The sequence below is a fragment of the Immundisolibacter cernigliae genome (genome assembly GCF_001697225.1).
Classification (GTDB): domain Bacteria; phylum Pseudomonadota; class Gammaproteobacteria; order Immundisolibacterales; family Immundisolibacteraceae; genus Immundisolibacter; species Immundisolibacter cernigliae.
The window spans coordinates 175318-188517 of record NZ_CP014671.1 but is presented as its reverse complement, the minus strand read 5'-3'; the positions used below and the strand labels follow the sequence as shown (position 1 = coordinate 188517).

The following is a 13200-nucleotide window of genomic DNA, read 5'->3' as shown; positions in this document are numbered from 1 at the left end:
GAGGCGGTCATGGCGCGCGGCATCAACAAGGTGATTCTGATCGGCAACCTGGGCAAGGACCCGGAGGTGCGCTACACGGCAGGCGGCTCGGCGGTGGCCAACCTGCGCATCGCCACCACCGAGTCGTGGAAGGACAAGCAGACCGGCGAGAAGAAGGAAGCCACCGAGTGGCACAGCGTGGTGCTGTTCGGCAAGCTCGGCGAGATTGCCGGCGAGTACCTCAAGAAAGGCCGCACGGTGTACATCGAAGGCCGTTTGCAGACGCGCAAGTACCAGGACAAGGAAGGCGTCGAGCGCTATAGCACCGAAATCGTCGCCTCGGACATGCAGATGCTCGGTGGCGGTGAGGGCCGCGGCGAGGGCGGTGGCAGCTACGGCGGCCGCCAGAGCGGTGGTGAAGAGCCGGCCTGGGGCGGCGCAGCACCTGCGGCCGGCGGTCGACAGGGTGGCGGCGCCAGCAAGCCTGCGGCCGATGACTTCGGCGGCGATTTCGACGACGACATCCCGTTTTAGGAATCGGTCGTGCCGGTGGCAGCCGTCCGGCGCACACGGCGGCTGAAAAGCCGGCTGTGGCTTGAGACCCCCGCCGTCGCCGACCTGCCAGAGCCTGCTGTTGCGCGCTGTATCCTGATCACATGAGTTCCACACCGTCCCCTATCCAGGCGCCCGATCCACTGGCTGCCGCCCTCGCGCAGACCCTGCACGCGCAGGTCTGTGCCTTGCTGCCGCGGGGTCTGCAGGGTCTGGTGGTGCAGGTGCCGGGGCATTGGCCGGCCGTGGACCTGGGCGTGCGCGGCGACCGCGCCTGGTCGGTCGTCATGGCCGGGCCGGGTGCGCCTGCTGCGGGTGTCGGCCTGCGCGCCGATTCGGCCGCCTGGCCGTTGGCCAGCGACAGCGCGGCGGTGGTGATCCTGCTGCACGTGCTGGAACAGGTGGCCGATCCGGTACCGATCCTGGCCGAGGCCGAGCGGGTGCTGATGCCGTTCGGGCGGCTGCTGGTGGCCGGCTTCAACCCGTGGAGCCTGTGCGGCCTGCGTGGGCTGGCCGAGCGCTTCGGTAATCATTCCCGCGACTGGTGGCCGCAGCATTTGCGCTCGGTGGGCGAACTGCGCCAGCAGCTGGCCCGCTTGCCGATGCAGGTGGAGGACGTCACGACAGCGTTTTTCCGCCTGCCGCTGGAGCGGCAATGGGCGCTGCGTGGTACGCGCGTCATGGAACGCCTCGGCCCGCGCCTGCTGCCGCGCAGTGGCGGCCTGTATTGCCTGGCCGCCAGCAAGCGGCGCTTTGCGGTGCGCCCGCTGCGCCTGCAGTGGCAGCGCCTGCCGGTTTACGGTGCACGCCCGCAGCGCCTGCCGGCCGGGCGGGCGGCGGCATGAGCCAGCCGGTGCAAATCTTTGCCGACGGCGCCTGCCGCGGCAATCCGGGTCCTGGCGGCTGGGGCGCGCTGCTGCGCTACGGCGAGCAGGAGCGCGAGCTGTGGGGTGGCGAGGCCCACACCACCAACAACCGCATGGAACTGACGGCCGTGATTCGTGCGCTGGAGGTGCTGCAACGGCCAAGCCGGCTGCACATCGTCACCGACTCGCAGTACGTGCTGCACGGCATCACGCAGTGGCTGGCCGGCTGGAAGCGCCGTGGCTGGCGCACCGCCGACGGCAAGCCGGTCAAGAACCAGGAGCTGTGGGAGCGTCTGGATGAGCTGCTGGCGCCGCATCAGGCCGAGTGGACCTGGGTGCGTGGCCATACCGGGCATCCGGAAAACGAGCGCGCCGACGCCCTGGCCAATCGCGGCATCGATGAACTGCTGGGCGGCAAGGCCGCGGCCGGTGCGGGCGCGCGGCGATGAGGCAGATCGTTCTGGATACCGAGACCACGGGCCTGTCGCCGTCCGAGGGCCACCGCGTGATCGAAATCGGCGCGGTCGAGCTGCTGAACCGTCGCCTGACCGGCAAGCATTTCCACCACTACCTGCAGCCGGACCGGCCGATCGACCCCGGCGCCGAAGAAGTGCACGGCATCAGCAACGAGTTCCTGGCCGACAAGCCGCGCTTTGGCGACGTGGCGGCGGAATTCCTGGAGTTCATCGCCGGCGCCGAACTGGTGATCCACAACGCGGCCTTCGACATTGGCTTTCTGAACGCCGAGCTGGCGCGTCTGGAAAATAGCGAATGCGAGCGCATCGATGCGCTGTGCAGCGTCCTCGACACGCTGCCGATGGCGCGGCGCATGCACCCCGGCCAGCGCAACACGCTCGATGCCCTGTGCCGCCGCTACGGCGTGGACAACTCCGGGCGCAGCCTGCACGGCGCGCTGCTGGACGCGCAGATTCTGGCGGATGTGTACCTGGCCATGACCGGCGGCCAGGTCACGCTGCTGCTGGGCGACGAGGCCAACGCCGCGCACGACGGCGATGGGTCCCAGCCGATGCGCGTTCGTGCCGACCGACCGGCGCTGCCGGTGACCACACCGACCGAGGCCGAGATGCTTGCCCACATGGCCCGCCTGGCGGCCATCGACAAGGCCAGCGGCGGGCGTTGCCTGTGGCTGGCCGGCGGCGACGATTCCTGACCGCCCGCCTTGGTTAAACTTGCGGCGCGATTTTTTCCGCGCCACCCCTTTCGTTCACGACCCATACAGGTAGACCCATGAGCCAGGCCTTCTCCATCCGCGTGCAGCAATCCGGCGCCGAGTATTCCTGCGCCCCGGACGATACGGTGCTGCGCGCCGGTCTGCGGGCGGGTATTGGCCTGTCCTACGAGTGCAACGTCGGCAGCTGCGGCAGCTGCAAATTCGAGGTGGTGGAAGGCGAGGTGCGCAGCCTGTGGGAGGAAGCCCCGGGCCTGAACCCGCGTGACCGCCAGCGCGGCCGGCTGCTGGCCTGCCAGTGCGTGCCGGTGAGCGACTGCGTGATCAAGCCGATGATCATCGACGATCACTTCATCCCGACCGACACGCCGCGCCGGTTCACCAGCGAGCTGGTGGCGATCCGCGATCTGACGCACGACATCCGCGAGTTCGTGTTCACCGACAGCCAGCCGGCGGGCTTCCGGCCGGGCCAGTACGCGCTGCTGCACCTGCCGGGCGTCAACGGCCCGCGCGCCTATTCCATGTCCAACATCCGCAACCCCGAGGGGCGCTGGGAGTTCATCATCCGCAAGGTGCCCAACGGCGCCGGCACCGCGGCACTGTTCGAGCTGAAAGTCGGCGACCGCATCGACATCGACGGCCCGTACGGCCTGGCCTACCTGCGTACCGAGGTCAAGCGCACGGTGGTGTGCATCGGCGGCGGCTCGGGCCTGGCGCCCATGCTGTCCATCGCCCGCGGCATGGTGGCGGACCCGTCCATGGACGGCGTGAAGCTGAAGTTCTTCTATGGCGCCCGCGGCCCGCGCGACCTGTGCGGCGAGGATGAACTCAAGGCCCTGCCGGGCTTTGGCGATCGCATCGAGTTTTTCCCCGCGCTGTCCGATCCGGACCTGGCCAAGGCCGGCAGCTGGACCGGCCTGCTGGGCTTCATCCACGAGCAGGTCAAGGCGCACATCCCGGCCGACCAGCTGATGGAGTGCGAGTTCTACACCTGCGGCCCGCCGGTGATGATCAACGCCGTCATGCAGATGCTGGGCGGCGAGCTGAAGGTGCCGCCGGACCGTATCCATTACGACAGCTTCGTCTGATCGGTGAGTCGCCCGCCCGTCCTGCCGGGCGCGCGGCGGCAAAAGCTGGGCCGGCTACGGGGTGATCGACGCCGCCTGGGTGGACAAGCTGCTTCCGCCGCCGCTGGACGCGGCTACGCAGGCGCTCCGGTACCACCTGCGGCGGGCGGCCTGACGAACCGTCTCAGATGATCGGCGGCAGCAACGGCACCAGGCCGTCGCTGTTGAGCAGGGCGACCTTCTTGTGGGCGATTCGCCACTGGTCGCCGTGCCGCTGCAGCCGGTATTCGCACTGTGCCGGCAGGACCTCCAGCACCTGATCGCGGCGCTGGTCGTTCTCGCGGTACAGGTAGATCACCCGGTTGCAGGCGATGTCGGCGCTGTCGCCATCGGCACGCTCCAGCAGCACGTTGCTGACCGTATGCACGCTGCGGATGGGTGGGTCGCCCACCCAGTAGAACGGGCTTTCGGCCCGGTCGAGGCGGTCTTCCACCATGGACGGCGTGGCGTAGACGATGGAGCAGTGCAGCTGTGGATCGCCGTCGGCATCGCCGTTGGGCACCCAGTAGATCGCATCGTCGGTCAGCAGTTGTCGCCAATCGCGAAACTTGCGCTGATCGAGCAGCCGCACTTCGCGGAACAGGAAAGCTTCAGCCTGGGCCTGGTTCATGTGCTGCTCCTCAGCCTGCCGCGGCCAGGCGGATGCGGCTGGGCGCGGGCGCCTTCCCTTCCATCAATCGTCGGTATTCGTAGTAGGGCGCCCGCTGGGGCGTTTCCTGCGTGTGGTGGCCGAAGCGCTGACCCTCGGGCGTGGTTTCCTCCGATTTCAGACCCCGGTTGAACAACACCCACGGCGCCGTGTGCGCCTCCATGCCCTGCTGGATGCGGTCAAACGTGGCCAGATCGTCCGGCCCGCCGGCACCGCCGGGACCGTAGAAGAACTCGTGCTCGCGCACCCGGCGCAGGTTCATCTCGGCCGGCAGGCCGACCATGGACGTGTGGTACTGGCGCACCTCGGTGAGGTCGGCCGCCAGGGGCCGGATCACCCGCACGTGGTATTCCAGAATCGCCATGTTCGGGAACAGCACCACGTTGAAACGGTGGCGCAGCGCGTTCATCGCCCGCTCGCGGCCATGCGCATTGACCAGCATGTCGATGAACTCGGCCGGCCAGCGCTCGTGCACCTGCGCGTCGGTGAGCGTGTAGTTCTCGACCACGTTGTGGCCGAAGCCCAGGTCGTAGGCCTTCATGGGCAGGTTCTGGTACTGCTTCATGATCGGCAGGAAGCGGCTCATGATGTCGATGGCCGTGCGGTGGTTGTGCCACACGTGGTAACCCTCGACGCTGCCCTCGAGCTGCGCCTTCCAGTTGCCGCGGTAGCGGTGCTTGTAGATGCCGGTGCGCCCGACGGTGATTTCGCCGGTCGGCGACAGGTCGCAGTAGTAGTCGATGTATTTGCGGGCCGGCTCGATGTGCGTGTCGAAATCGCGCACGTCGTCATTCAGGCTCGCGAACACGAAGCCGCGGTAGCTGCCCACGCGCGGCGCCACCGGCAGGCCCAGGCCGGCGTAATCGAGCTCGCCCTCGTTGTAGCCGCGCGGCAGGCCGACCGCCTCCAGGCTGCCGTCCAGGCGAAAGGTCCAGGCGTGGTAGGGGCAGGTAAAGCTCTCCGCGTGGCCGAACTCGCGTGCGCACAGGGTCGAGCCGCGGTGCGTGCAGCGGTTGGCGAACACATGGATCTTGCCTGCCATGTCGCGCGACATGACCACCGGCACGCGGCCGATGAAGCTGGTCTTGTAGTCGCCCGGGTTGGGCACCTCGCTGTCGTGACCCACGTACACCCAGGTGGCGTGAAAAATCTTGTCCATCTCCTCGTCGAAGATGGCCGGGTCACGGTACAGCTCGGCGTGGTTGGCCTCGGGCCGGGACATGTCCGGTCGGTAATGGCTCTGCGACATCGTTCAGTCTCCTCGGTCTGCACTTGGCGGCAGTTGAATCGGGTGGCGTGATTATCCGACGCTTTTCGGTCGCACATGCGGCCGTGCGCAGCGCTCGCTGGCCGCGGCGCAGGCCACAGGCGCCCACTGGCGCGCCGTGCCCGGCCAACGTGTGGTGCGTCTATTCAGGCAGGCGGTTGGCCGCGTCGTAGCCCTTTTTCGTGACCTCGAATATCTCCCCTGCCGTGCCGCGGGCAGCCAGCAGGCCGCCGTCGACCAGCTCTTTCAGGGCCGCTTCCCAGGCCGCCGTGGTGCGCGCATCTGCGCGGTTGTTGTCGGGCAGCAGATTCTTGTCGTTGGTGATCAGCTCGTCCCCCATGCCGTAGTGGGCGAACTGCACAGCGCCGGCCGGGTCCGCGGCGGCCTCTTTCAGAAGCTGCTTCGCTTCGCTGGACAGCGAGGCCAGCGGATCAGGGGCCGCTTGAGGGGATGTGTCGCGTGTGGCCTCCGTCGTTTTTGGTGCCACTCGAAACATGGCCGCGCCAAAACCGGCAACACCCAGAAAAAGCAGAACAAAGATGCCGACCTTGACCTTCTCGGAGGCGCTGGCGAAGAAGAAATAGGCCAGCACGGCCAAGGCAACCGACAGCAGCGCCAGGATGCCGAGATAACTTTGCGCGGCGGCGGTGATGATCTGTGGAAGCTGTTCGAGCAGTTTGTCCATTCAGATATCTCCTTTCTTGGTGCACCGTGAAGAAGCGAGCACGACAGGACATTACCGATTGTCGATCGAAAGGATGTGCCCAAGGAGGTGCTGAATAAATCCCTCCTGGATTTCTCGGCGCCCGCAACCGAAAAACCTTGTGGGAGCGCAGCTTCGCTGCGCGATGATCGCCCGGCGCAGCCGGGCTCCCACAGTTTTTTCGATGGCTCACAAAATCAGCGGCGTTGAGCGCGCTGTCGCCCTGACAGGACGCGTAGACGCGCCGCAGGCCGGCGATGAATTCGTCGAGCATGGATTCGGGCAAGGCCGTCCACAGCGGGGTGGTCTTGATTCCGTCGAGCAGGAAATCCTGGGTGAAGAGCAGGCCATTCATGCCGGTTTTTGTTCTCTGGTTGTCGTGTCAAGACGCATGACGATGGCCCCCTCCTTGCCCTCGGCCGCCGGCCTGTGAGGTGTTTTAGAGAGACGAGCAGGAGGGGCGGGCAGCTGAATGGGTGGCGCTCGCAGGTTGATCGCCCTGCACCAACCGGCTGACACCGCGCCCTCTCCGCACCCGATTGTTGAACGGGAAGTGAATCGTCCGGTGTGCGACCGGGATCCCTCGCTTGACGGGGATTGCCAACGCCCGGTCAGTCACGCATCGGCAGCCTCGAAGGCCGCGACCGGCACCATTCGATTGACGGCGATCGACTTGCGCAGCGCCTTGATGCGCTCGATTTCGTGCAGGGTTTGCGCGGAGAAGTAAGACTCGCCGCAACTCGGGCACGACCACATGGGAATGGCCTCGATGACCAACAGGGCCGCGCCCTGGCCGAAGTTGCGCGTGACGTGTTTCAACTGCACTGCGGTGCTGCCGCAATAAGCGCAGTGCTGCTCAACAACGGTAGACGGTGACGACGATGAGCCTGCCGGTGATGCCGATTTTGACGACAGCTTCCGCAGCGGTGCCGTTGAGCGTGGCGCCCGTGACGACGCACTTGACTTCGCGGGTTTGGGGGTCGCGCTGGCGCGCGGTGATTTGCCCCGTGAGGATGATGTTTTCGAGGTCGAGGATGCAGAGGTGGTCATCTTCAAGCTCTTCGGCGGCGTGGGTGGAAACGACGTAGTTCAGCGTGCGGATCAGGTGGCGGAACTGGCTGATCGTTGCTGGTGCCATGAATTCCAGTGTACGGAATCTGGCGCGGGAAGTGGGTCTTGGGTTCGGTGGGGTCGGGAGGTGGCTGCGAGCTTAAAGCGGCTTGTCGAACCGTTCATCGTGGCCCTGTGCCATCGCCAGAATGAGCTGCCAGGCTTGCTCGGGCACCGGCATCACCGACAGCCGGTTCCCGCGCCGCACCAGCGGCATGTCGATCAGCGCCGGGTGCTCGCGCAATTCGGCCAGCGAGATCAGGCGCGGCAGTTTGCGCACCAGGCGCACGTCGACCATGAACCAGCGCGGGTTGTCGGGGGTGGAGGCCGGGTCGAAGTATTTGCTGTCCGGATTCCAGGCGCTGTGGTCCGGATAGGCCTGGCGGACCACCTCGACGATGCCGACGATGCCCGGCGGATCGCAGTTGGAGTGGTAGAAAAAGGCTTGGTCGCCGACCTGCATCTGGCGCATGAAGTTGCGCGCCTGGTAGTTGCGCACGCCGTCCCAGTGCTCGGTGGCCTTCGGCTTGGCAGCCAGGTGGTCGATGCCAAACACATCCGGTTCGGACTTGAACAGCCAGTGGTTCATGGGGCACCCGGGGCGGCTGATTTGCGGCCGATGCGGCTTTCCGTGCCGGCGCGCAGGCGCGCGATGTTCTCGCGGTGGCGCCAGGTCAGAATGACGGCGATCAGCGCCGTGGCCACGGCCAGCGCCGGCTGGCGGGTCCACAGAAAGGTGTAGACCGGCGTCAACCCGATGGCGACCAGGGCGGCCAGGGAGGAATAGCGCGTGATGGCGGCGGTGGCCAGCCAGGTAAGACAGGTGGCGAGGCCAACCGGCGGGCTCATGGCCAGCACCACGCCCAGCGTGGTGGCGACGCCCTTGCCGCCGACAAAGCCAAAATAGAGCGGGTACAGGTGGCCGACAAAGGCGGCGAACATGACCGCCGCCAGGCCCCAGGGCGGCAGGTGCAGCGCGTGCGCCAGCAGTACCGGCAGCACGCCCTTGAGCAGATCGCCGGCCAGGGTCAGGAAAGCCGGCCACTTGCCGCCGATGCGCAGCACGTTGGTGGCGCCCGGATTGCGGGAACCTGCGCCGCGCGGGTCCGGCAGGCCAAGCAGGCGACACACGACGATGGCTGCCGACAGCGAGCCCAGTAGATAAGCAACGACGGTGAGAGCCAGGGACAGAATCAACATGCGAATGACCGGGATGGATGAAACGCGGCGGGCGATGAACGCGGCGACGCGGATAGTAACGGTGCCGGTCCATGTCTGACCTGCCCACACCCGACACGGCCGCCCTGGCGCTGTCGGCACGGCTTGCAGACCGCATCCGCGCGGCGATTGCCGCGGCCGGCGGGCGGCTGGGTTTCGATGCCTACATGCAGCGGGCCCTGTACGAGCCGGGGCTGGGTTATTACGCCAACGGGCTGCGCAAGTTTGGGGAGGAGGGCGATTTCACTACCGCGCCGGAGCGCTCGCCGCTGTTTGCCCGCGCGCTGGCGCGGCAGGTGGCGCAGGTACTCAGCGCCGTGCCGGATGGCGAGGTGCTGGAATTCGGCCCAGGCAGCGGCGCGCTGGCGGCCGAGCTGCTGGCGGAACTCGACACGCTCGGTTGCCCGCCGCGGCGCTACCTGATGCTGGAGCTGAGCGCCGAGCTGCAGCAGCGCCAGCGCGCGGCCATTGCCCGGCGCGTGCCACATCTGGCTGAACGGGTGGCGTGGCTCGCGCAGTTGCCGGAACGGTTCAGCGGCGTGGTGATTGCCAACGAGGTGCTGGATGCCATGCCGGTGCGGCGCTTTCGTGTGGTGGATGGCGGCATTACTGAGCTTTACGTGACCACGGCGGGGGAGGGCATGGAGCTGGTGAACGGTCCGCCGCAGGACGAGCTGCTGGCAGCCCGCGTGGTATCGCTCGATCTGCCCACCGGTTACGAATCGGAAGTCAATTTCGCCGCCGAGGCTTGGGTCAGCACGCTGTGCGAGCGCCTGCAGCGCGGCCTGCTGCTGCTGATCGACTACGGCTACGCGCAGGCCGAGTACTACCACCCGCAGCGCCACACCGGCACGCTGCAGTGCCATTACCGCCAGCACGCGCATGCCGATGCGCTGCTGTGGCCGGGCCTGCAGGACATCACGGCGCATGTCGATTTCACTGCCATGGCGCAGGCCGGGTGCGCCGTCGGGGCGACGCTGGCCGGTTTCGCCAGTCAGGCGCAGTTCCTCATCAACTGCGGCCTGCCTCAGTTGCTGGAGGCGATCGACCCGGCCGATCCGGCGTATATGGACCTTGCCTTGCAGGCGCGGCAGCTGCTGCTGCCGCAGGCCATGGGCGAGGCCTTCAAGGTGCTGGCGTTGACACGTGGGCTGCACGCCGGCGACGGACTGATCGGCTTTGCGAGTGGCGATCGGCGGCACCGGCTGTGAGCCGGTATTGACGCCGGTCAGGCCGGCGTCGGTGCGGGTGGTTGAACGAGGCTAACGACCGTTAGAATGCAGGCTGACTCTGGCAACGCGCGCGGGAGTCCGCTAGCCCATGAACGGGCGCTAGGCGGTGCGGGTGGCACCCGGCGCGCGCTTTCCATACCAGGCAAGGGCGCCCCGCCGTAGGGCAGCCCGATCCGCCGGCCCGGTGCCGGCATTACGCAGGAGCAAGGGCATGCGTATCGAACGTCTCTCCCCGGCCAGTTACCGGGACCTGATCCAGCCGGACCGCGTCCACGGCTCGCTGTACACCGAGCCGTACGTGTTCGAGGACGAGCTGGACAAGATTTTTTCCCGCGGCTGGGTGTTCGTGGCACACGACAGCGAGCTGCCGAACCCGGGCGACTACATCACCCGCACCGTCGGTCGCCAGCACTATCTGGTGGTGCGCGGTCAGGATGGCGCGGTGAACGTGTTCATCAACCGTTGCCAGCACCGCGGCAACCTGGTGTGCAACACCGCCGCCGGCAACGCCAAGAATTTCACCTGCCCCTACCACGGCTGGACCTTCGGCCTGAACGGCGAGCTGCAGGATGTGCCGCACGCCGGCGGCTTCCAGAAGGACTGGAACAAGCTGGGCCTGGAAGTGCCGCGCAGCGGCAGCTACCGCGGGTTTGTGTTTGCCAGCGCGGCCCAGGACGGCATCACGCTCGACGAACACCTTGGCCGGGCCAAGGCGCTGATCGACCGCGCCTGCGACCTGTCGCCGGATGGCAGGCTGCGCCTTTCCGCCGGCTGGGTGCGCCATGAGTACGGCGCCAACTGGAAGATGCTGCCCGAGAACGACACCGACGGTTACCACGTCGGTTTCACGCACCAGTCCTTCGTGCGGGCCATCCGCTCGCAGTACGACCAGTTCGTGGCGGACGACACCTCGGCCAACGGCGTCATCCGCGACTGGGGCAACGGCCACACCGAGATCGACTTTGCAGGCGGCTACACCAAGCCGCTGGAGTGGCTGGGTACCAGCCCCGAAAAGGCCGCCGACTACGTGGCCGCGATGGAAAAATCCTACGGCAAGGAGCGGGCCGCAGAGCTGATGCGCCTGGGTCCGCCGCACGCCTGCATCTGGCCGAACCTGTTTCTGGCCGAGATGAACATCGTCATCTTCCAGCCGCTGGCCGTGAACAAGAGCGTGCAGTGGCACACGCCGATGCTGCTGGAAGGCGCGCCGAGTCTGGATTTTCGGCTGCTGCGGCAAAGCGAGGGGGCGCTGGGGCCGGCCTCGTTCCTGGTGGCGGACGACGCGTCGATTGCCGAGCGGGCGCAGCAGGCACTCGAAGCCGGTGATCCGTGGTGTGATCTGAGTCGCGGCCTGGAGCGGGAAGAAACCGACGCGCGCGGCGTGCGTACCTCGCACATGACCGACGAGACTTCGAACCGCGGTTTCTGGCAGCACTACCTGCACGTCATGGCCGGCTGAGGGGCACGCAATGAGCACTGCAACACTCGAACAAGCCGCGCTCGGTGAAGCCGAACTGCGCGAAGTGACCGGCTTCATCTATCAGGAAGCGCGCCTGGCCGACGAGTCCCGCTACGCCGACTGGGAAGCCCTGTGGACCGACGACGGCGTGTACTGGGTGCCGCGCGCCGAGGGCCACGACCCGAACACGCACGTGTCGCACATCTACGACAACCGCACCCGTATCGCCACCCGCGTGCGCCAGCTGCTGACCGGCTACCGTTACAGTCAGGAGCCGGCCTCGCCGATGCGGCGCCTGATTTCCAATGTCGAGATCGGCCGCACCGACGACGGCTACGAGGTCGGCTCGAACTTCATGCTGATCGAGACGGTGGTCCAGTCCACACACGCCATGCGCATCTGGGCCGGGCGCACCACGCACCGCCTGCGGCGCACGGACGAAGGCCTGAAGATGGCCTACAAGAAGGTCGTCCTGGTCAATGGCGACGAGGCCATTCCGAACCTCGCATTTCTGATTTGATGGTTTGCCGGTGCGGTAGGGATTCCGCCCCAGAGAGCTCCTTCGGCTCGCCCGACAGAAGAAGACCCGTTTCCCCGATCGGGTTTTCGGGGCCCGCGAAGTCCGGGATGGACTGACTCGGGCCTGCCCCACAACCTTGAGGAGAAACCGCATGGCCAGCAAGAAACCGCTGGCGGCGATCCGTGGCTTTGCCATGTCGGATCTGAGCCGTCAGTACATCGGACCGGGTTGGCAACTGGCGGTCACCGCCATCCACCGCGCCATTGCCGACGCCGGGCTGAAAAAGTCCGACATCGACGGCCTGCTCATCAACAAGAGCCCGGTGGCCTCGCTGATGGACCTGCCGATGGATCTGCTGGACTACGCGGGCCTGAAGGATCTGACCCTGTGCTCGGTGGTCGAGGCCGAGGGCTCGTCCGGCGTGCAGATGGTGCAGCAGGCCGCCCTGGCGGTGCAGGCGGGCATGGCCAAGGCGGTGGTGTGCGTGTTCGCGGACGCGCCGATCGTGCCCGGCGTCAGCACCCAGCAGGCCTTTGGCATGCCGCTGCCGCTGATGGGCAAGCTCGGCAGCGAGGCGCCGACCGGCCTGTTCGGGCCGGTGGCGGCCTATGCATTGGCGGCGCGCCGTTACATGCACAAGAACAGCCTCACCGAGGACCACCTGGGCGCGGTGGCAGTCGCCTGCCGGCAGTGGGCGCTCAAGAACCCGCTGGCGATGATGAAAAAGCCGCTCAGCATGGAAGACCACCACAACTCGCCGTACGTGGTGGAGCCGTTTCATCTGTTCGATTGCTCGTTCCCGGTCAACGGTGCCGTGGCCGTGGTCGTGACCAGTGCCGAGCGTGCCGCCGACGGCCCACAGCCGGCGGTGTACATCCACGGCATGGGGCAGGGGCACCGCGGTGTGACCAACCGGCGCGGCTTCGAGAACGAGATCGAGATCGGTGCCAAGCTGGCCGGGCAGGGTGCCTATGCCATGGCCGGTGTCGGCCCCAAGGACATCGACTGCGCGCAGGTTTACGACGCCTTTACCTACTGCATCCTGCTGCAGCTGGAGCAGTACGGCTTCGTCGAGCCGGGCGGCGGCGGCGCATTCGCGTTGGCCGGCCAGACGGCGCCGGGCGGCAGCTTCCCGGTCAACACCGGCGGCGGCCAGTTGTCCGGCTATTACCTGCAGGGCGGCACGCCGCTGTCGGAGGGCGTGATGCAGGCCCGTGGCACGGCCGGCGAGCGGCAGGTCAAGCACGATCTGGTGCTCACCGCCGCCTACGGCGGGCGCATGATGTACCACGCCTGCATGATCACCAGCCCACACGCCAGCCTGTAAGG

The 13200-nt window shown here is 67.1% G+C and carries 17 protein-coding genes; 10 read left to right on the top strand and 7 right to left on the bottom strand.

Annotated elements, in window-relative coordinates; translation table 11 throughout:
- Positions 1 to 9 precede the first annotated feature (9 nt).
- The 5 genes from ssb to PG2T_RS00920 all read left to right on the top strand — a co-directional run bounded on the left by ssb (position 10) and on the right by PG2T_RS00920 (position 3674).
- The gene (gene ssb / locus PG2T_RS00940; RefSeq protein WP_068802414.1) at positions 10 to 513 is read left to right on the top strand and encodes a single-stranded DNA-binding protein; all 504 of its coding nucleotides are present in this window, start codon (positions 10 to 12) and stop codon (positions 511 to 513) included.
- 122 nt (positions 514 to 635) lie between these two features.
- On the top strand, positions 636 to 1376 hold the full coding sequence (locus PG2T_RS00935) for a class I SAM-dependent methyltransferase (RefSeq protein ID WP_145930946.1): 741 nt from the start codon (positions 636 to 638) through the stop codon (positions 1374 to 1376).
- Positions 1373 to 1846: a ribonuclease HI gene (gene rnhA, locus PG2T_RS00930; RefSeq protein ID WP_068802412.1), complete on the top strand. Its 474-nt coding sequence runs from the start codon at positions 1373 to 1375 to the stop codon at positions 1844 to 1846. The genes PG2T_RS00935 and rnhA overlap by 4 nt, the downstream gene beginning before the upstream one ends.
- Positions 1843 to 2568: a DNA polymerase III subunit epsilon gene (gene dnaQ / locus PG2T_RS00925; RefSeq protein WP_068802411.1), complete on the top strand. Its 726-nt coding sequence runs from the start codon at positions 1843 to 1845 to the stop codon at positions 2566 to 2568. Before rnhA ends, dnaQ begins: the two co-directional genes overlap by 4 nt.
- A 77-nt stretch (positions 2569 to 2645) precedes the next feature.
- Positions 2646 to 3674 (top strand): 2Fe-2S iron-sulfur cluster-binding protein, encoded by a 1029-nt coding sequence (locus PG2T_RS00920; RefSeq protein ID WP_068802410.1) that lies wholly within the window; start codon positions 2646 to 2648, stop codon positions 3672 to 3674.
- A 163-nt stretch (positions 3675 to 3837) separates the two neighbouring features.
- On the opposite strand, the gene PG2T_RS00915 is transcribed toward PG2T_RS00920, so the two are convergent.
- The 3 genes from PG2T_RS00915 to PG2T_RS00905 all read right to left on the bottom strand — a co-directional run bounded on the left by PG2T_RS00915 (position 3838) and on the right by PG2T_RS00905 (position 6314).
- Positions 3838 to 4323, bottom strand: coding sequence for an aromatic-ring-hydroxylating dioxygenase subunit beta (locus tag PG2T_RS00915; protein ID WP_068802409.1), 486 nt, complete (start codon positions 4321 to 4323; stop codon positions 3838 to 3840).
- 10 nt (positions 4324 to 4333) lie between these two features.
- Positions 4334 to 5611 (bottom strand): aromatic ring-hydroxylating oxygenase subunit alpha, encoded by a 1278-nt coding sequence (locus PG2T_RS00910; protein ID WP_068802408.1) that lies wholly within the window; start codon positions 5609 to 5611, stop codon positions 4334 to 4336.
- A 160-nt stretch (positions 5612 to 5771) separates the two neighbouring features.
- Complete coding sequence (locus tag PG2T_RS00905; protein WP_068802407.1) at positions 5772 to 6314, bottom strand: hypothetical protein; 543 nt, start codon at positions 6312 to 6314, stop codon at positions 5772 to 5774.
- A 202-nt stretch (positions 6315 to 6516) separates the two neighbouring features.
- On the opposite strand from PG2T_RS00905, the gene PG2T_RS15890 reads away from it, so the two are divergent.
- Complete coding sequence (locus PG2T_RS15890) at positions 6517 to 6765, top strand: hypothetical protein (RefSeq protein ID WP_145930945.1); 249 nt, start codon at positions 6517 to 6519, stop codon at positions 6763 to 6765.
- 182 nt (positions 6766 to 6947) lie between these two features.
- Here PG2T_RS15890 and PG2T_RS00900 read toward each other — a convergent pair whose 3' ends face one another.
- The 4 genes from PG2T_RS00900 to plsY all read right to left on the bottom strand — a co-directional run bounded on the left by PG2T_RS00900 (position 6948) and on the right by plsY (position 8642).
- The gene (locus PG2T_RS00900; protein WP_068802406.1) at positions 6948 to 7157 is read right to left on the bottom strand and encodes a type II toxin-antitoxin system MqsA family antitoxin; all 210 of its coding nucleotides are present in this window, start codon (positions 7155 to 7157) and stop codon (positions 6948 to 6950) included.
- Between the two features lie 31 nt (positions 7158 to 7188).
- Positions 7189 to 7470: a DUF4258 domain-containing protein gene (locus tag PG2T_RS00895; protein WP_068802405.1), complete on the bottom strand. Its 282-nt coding sequence runs from the start codon at positions 7468 to 7470 to the stop codon at positions 7189 to 7191.
- A gap of 72 nt (positions 7471 to 7542) precedes the next feature.
- Positions 7543 to 8031 (bottom strand): EVE domain-containing protein, encoded by a 489-nt coding sequence (locus PG2T_RS00890; RefSeq protein WP_068802404.1) that lies wholly within the window; start codon positions 8029 to 8031, stop codon positions 7543 to 7545.
- Complete coding sequence (gene plsY / locus PG2T_RS00885; RefSeq protein ID WP_145930944.1) at positions 8028 to 8642, bottom strand: glycerol-3-phosphate 1-O-acyltransferase PlsY; 615 nt, start codon at positions 8640 to 8642, stop codon at positions 8028 to 8030. The genes PG2T_RS00890 and plsY overlap by 4 nt, the downstream gene beginning before the upstream one ends.
- A gap of 71 nt (positions 8643 to 8713) precedes the next feature.
- Between plsY and PG2T_RS00880 the strand changes: the two genes are divergently transcribed.
- The 4 genes from PG2T_RS00880 (at position 8714) to PG2T_RS00865 (ending at position 13198) form a co-directional block, all read left to right on the top strand.
- The gene (locus PG2T_RS00880) at positions 8714 to 9871 is read left to right on the top strand and encodes a class I SAM-dependent methyltransferase (protein WP_068802403.1); all 1158 of its coding nucleotides are present in this window, start codon (positions 8714 to 8716) and stop codon (positions 9869 to 9871) included.
- A gap of 232 nt (positions 9872 to 10103) precedes the next feature.
- Positions 10104 to 11351, top strand: coding sequence for an aromatic ring-hydroxylating oxygenase subunit alpha (locus PG2T_RS00875; RefSeq protein ID WP_068802402.1), 1248 nt, complete (start codon positions 10104 to 10106; stop codon positions 11349 to 11351).
- Positions 11352 to 11361: 10 nt separating this feature from the next.
- Positions 11362 to 11871 (top strand): aromatic-ring-hydroxylating dioxygenase subunit beta, encoded by a 510-nt coding sequence (locus PG2T_RS00870; protein ID WP_068802401.1) that lies wholly within the window; start codon positions 11362 to 11364, stop codon positions 11869 to 11871.
- Between the two features lie 151 nt (positions 11872 to 12022).
- Positions 12023 to 13198 carry a thiolase family protein gene (locus tag PG2T_RS00865; RefSeq protein WP_068802400.1) on the top strand — a complete coding sequence of 392 codons (1176 nt, stop codon included), beginning with the start codon at positions 12023 to 12025 and terminating at the stop codon, positions 13196 to 13198.
- Positions 13199 to 13200 lie beyond the last annotated feature (2 nt).

What these genes read in the sequence shown, in the direction of transcription:
- ssb (WP_068802414.1), top strand. Translation starts at nt 10, where the DNA reads ATGGCGCGCGGCATCAACAAGGTGATTCTGATCGGCAACCTGGGCAAG.
- PG2T_RS00935 (WP_145930946.1), top strand. Translation starts at nt 636, where the DNA reads ATGAGTTCCACACCGTCCCCTATCCAGGCGCCCGATCCACTGGCTGCC.
- rnhA (WP_068802412.1), top strand. Translation starts at nt 1,373, where the DNA reads ATGAGCCAGCCGGTGCAAATCTTTGCCGACGGCGCCTGCCGCGGCAAT.
- dnaQ (WP_068802411.1), top strand. Translation starts at nt 1,843, where the DNA reads ATGAGGCAGATCGTTCTGGATACCGAGACCACGGGCCTGTCGCCGTCC.
- PG2T_RS00920 (WP_068802410.1), top strand. Translation starts at nt 2,646, where the DNA reads ATGAGCCAGGCCTTCTCCATCCGCGTGCAGCAATCCGGCGCCGAGTAT.
- PG2T_RS00915 (WP_068802409.1), bottom strand. Translation starts at nt 4,323, where the DNA reads ATGAACCAGGCCCAGGCTGAAGCTTTCCTGTTCCGCGAAGTGCGGCTG.
- PG2T_RS00910 (WP_068802408.1), bottom strand. Translation starts at nt 5,611, where the DNA reads ATGTCGCAGAGCCATTACCGACCGGACATGTCCCGGCCCGAGGCCAAC.
- PG2T_RS00905 (WP_068802407.1), bottom strand. Translation starts at nt 6,314, where the DNA reads ATGGACAAACTGCTCGAACAGCTTCCACAGATCATCACCGCCGCCGCG.
- PG2T_RS15890 (WP_145930945.1), top strand. Translation starts at nt 6,517, where the DNA reads ATGGCTCACAAAATCAGCGGCGTTGAGCGCGCTGTCGCCCTGACAGGA.
- PG2T_RS00895 (WP_068802405.1), bottom strand. Translation starts at nt 7,470, where the DNA reads ATGGCACCAGCAACGATCAGCCAGTTCCGCCACCTGATCCGCACGCTG.
- PG2T_RS00890 (WP_068802404.1), bottom strand. Translation starts at nt 8,031, where the DNA reads ATGAACCACTGGCTGTTCAAGTCCGAACCGGATGTGTTTGGCATCGAC.
- plsY (WP_145930944.1), bottom strand. Translation starts at nt 8,642, where the DNA reads ATGTTGATTCTGTCCCTGGCTCTCACCGTCGTTGCTTATCTACTGGGC.
- PG2T_RS00880 (WP_068802403.1), top strand. Translation starts at nt 8,714, where the DNA reads ATGTCTGACCTGCCCACACCCGACACGGCCGCCCTGGCGCTGTCGGCA.
- PG2T_RS00875 (WP_068802402.1), top strand. Translation starts at nt 10,104, where the DNA reads ATGCGTATCGAACGTCTCTCCCCGGCCAGTTACCGGGACCTGATCCAG.
- PG2T_RS00870 (WP_068802401.1), top strand. Translation starts at nt 11,362, where the DNA reads ATGAGCACTGCAACACTCGAACAAGCCGCGCTCGGTGAAGCCGAACTG.
- PG2T_RS00865 (WP_068802400.1), top strand. Translation starts at nt 12,023, where the DNA reads ATGGCCAGCAAGAAACCGCTGGCGGCGATCCGTGGCTTTGCCATGTCG.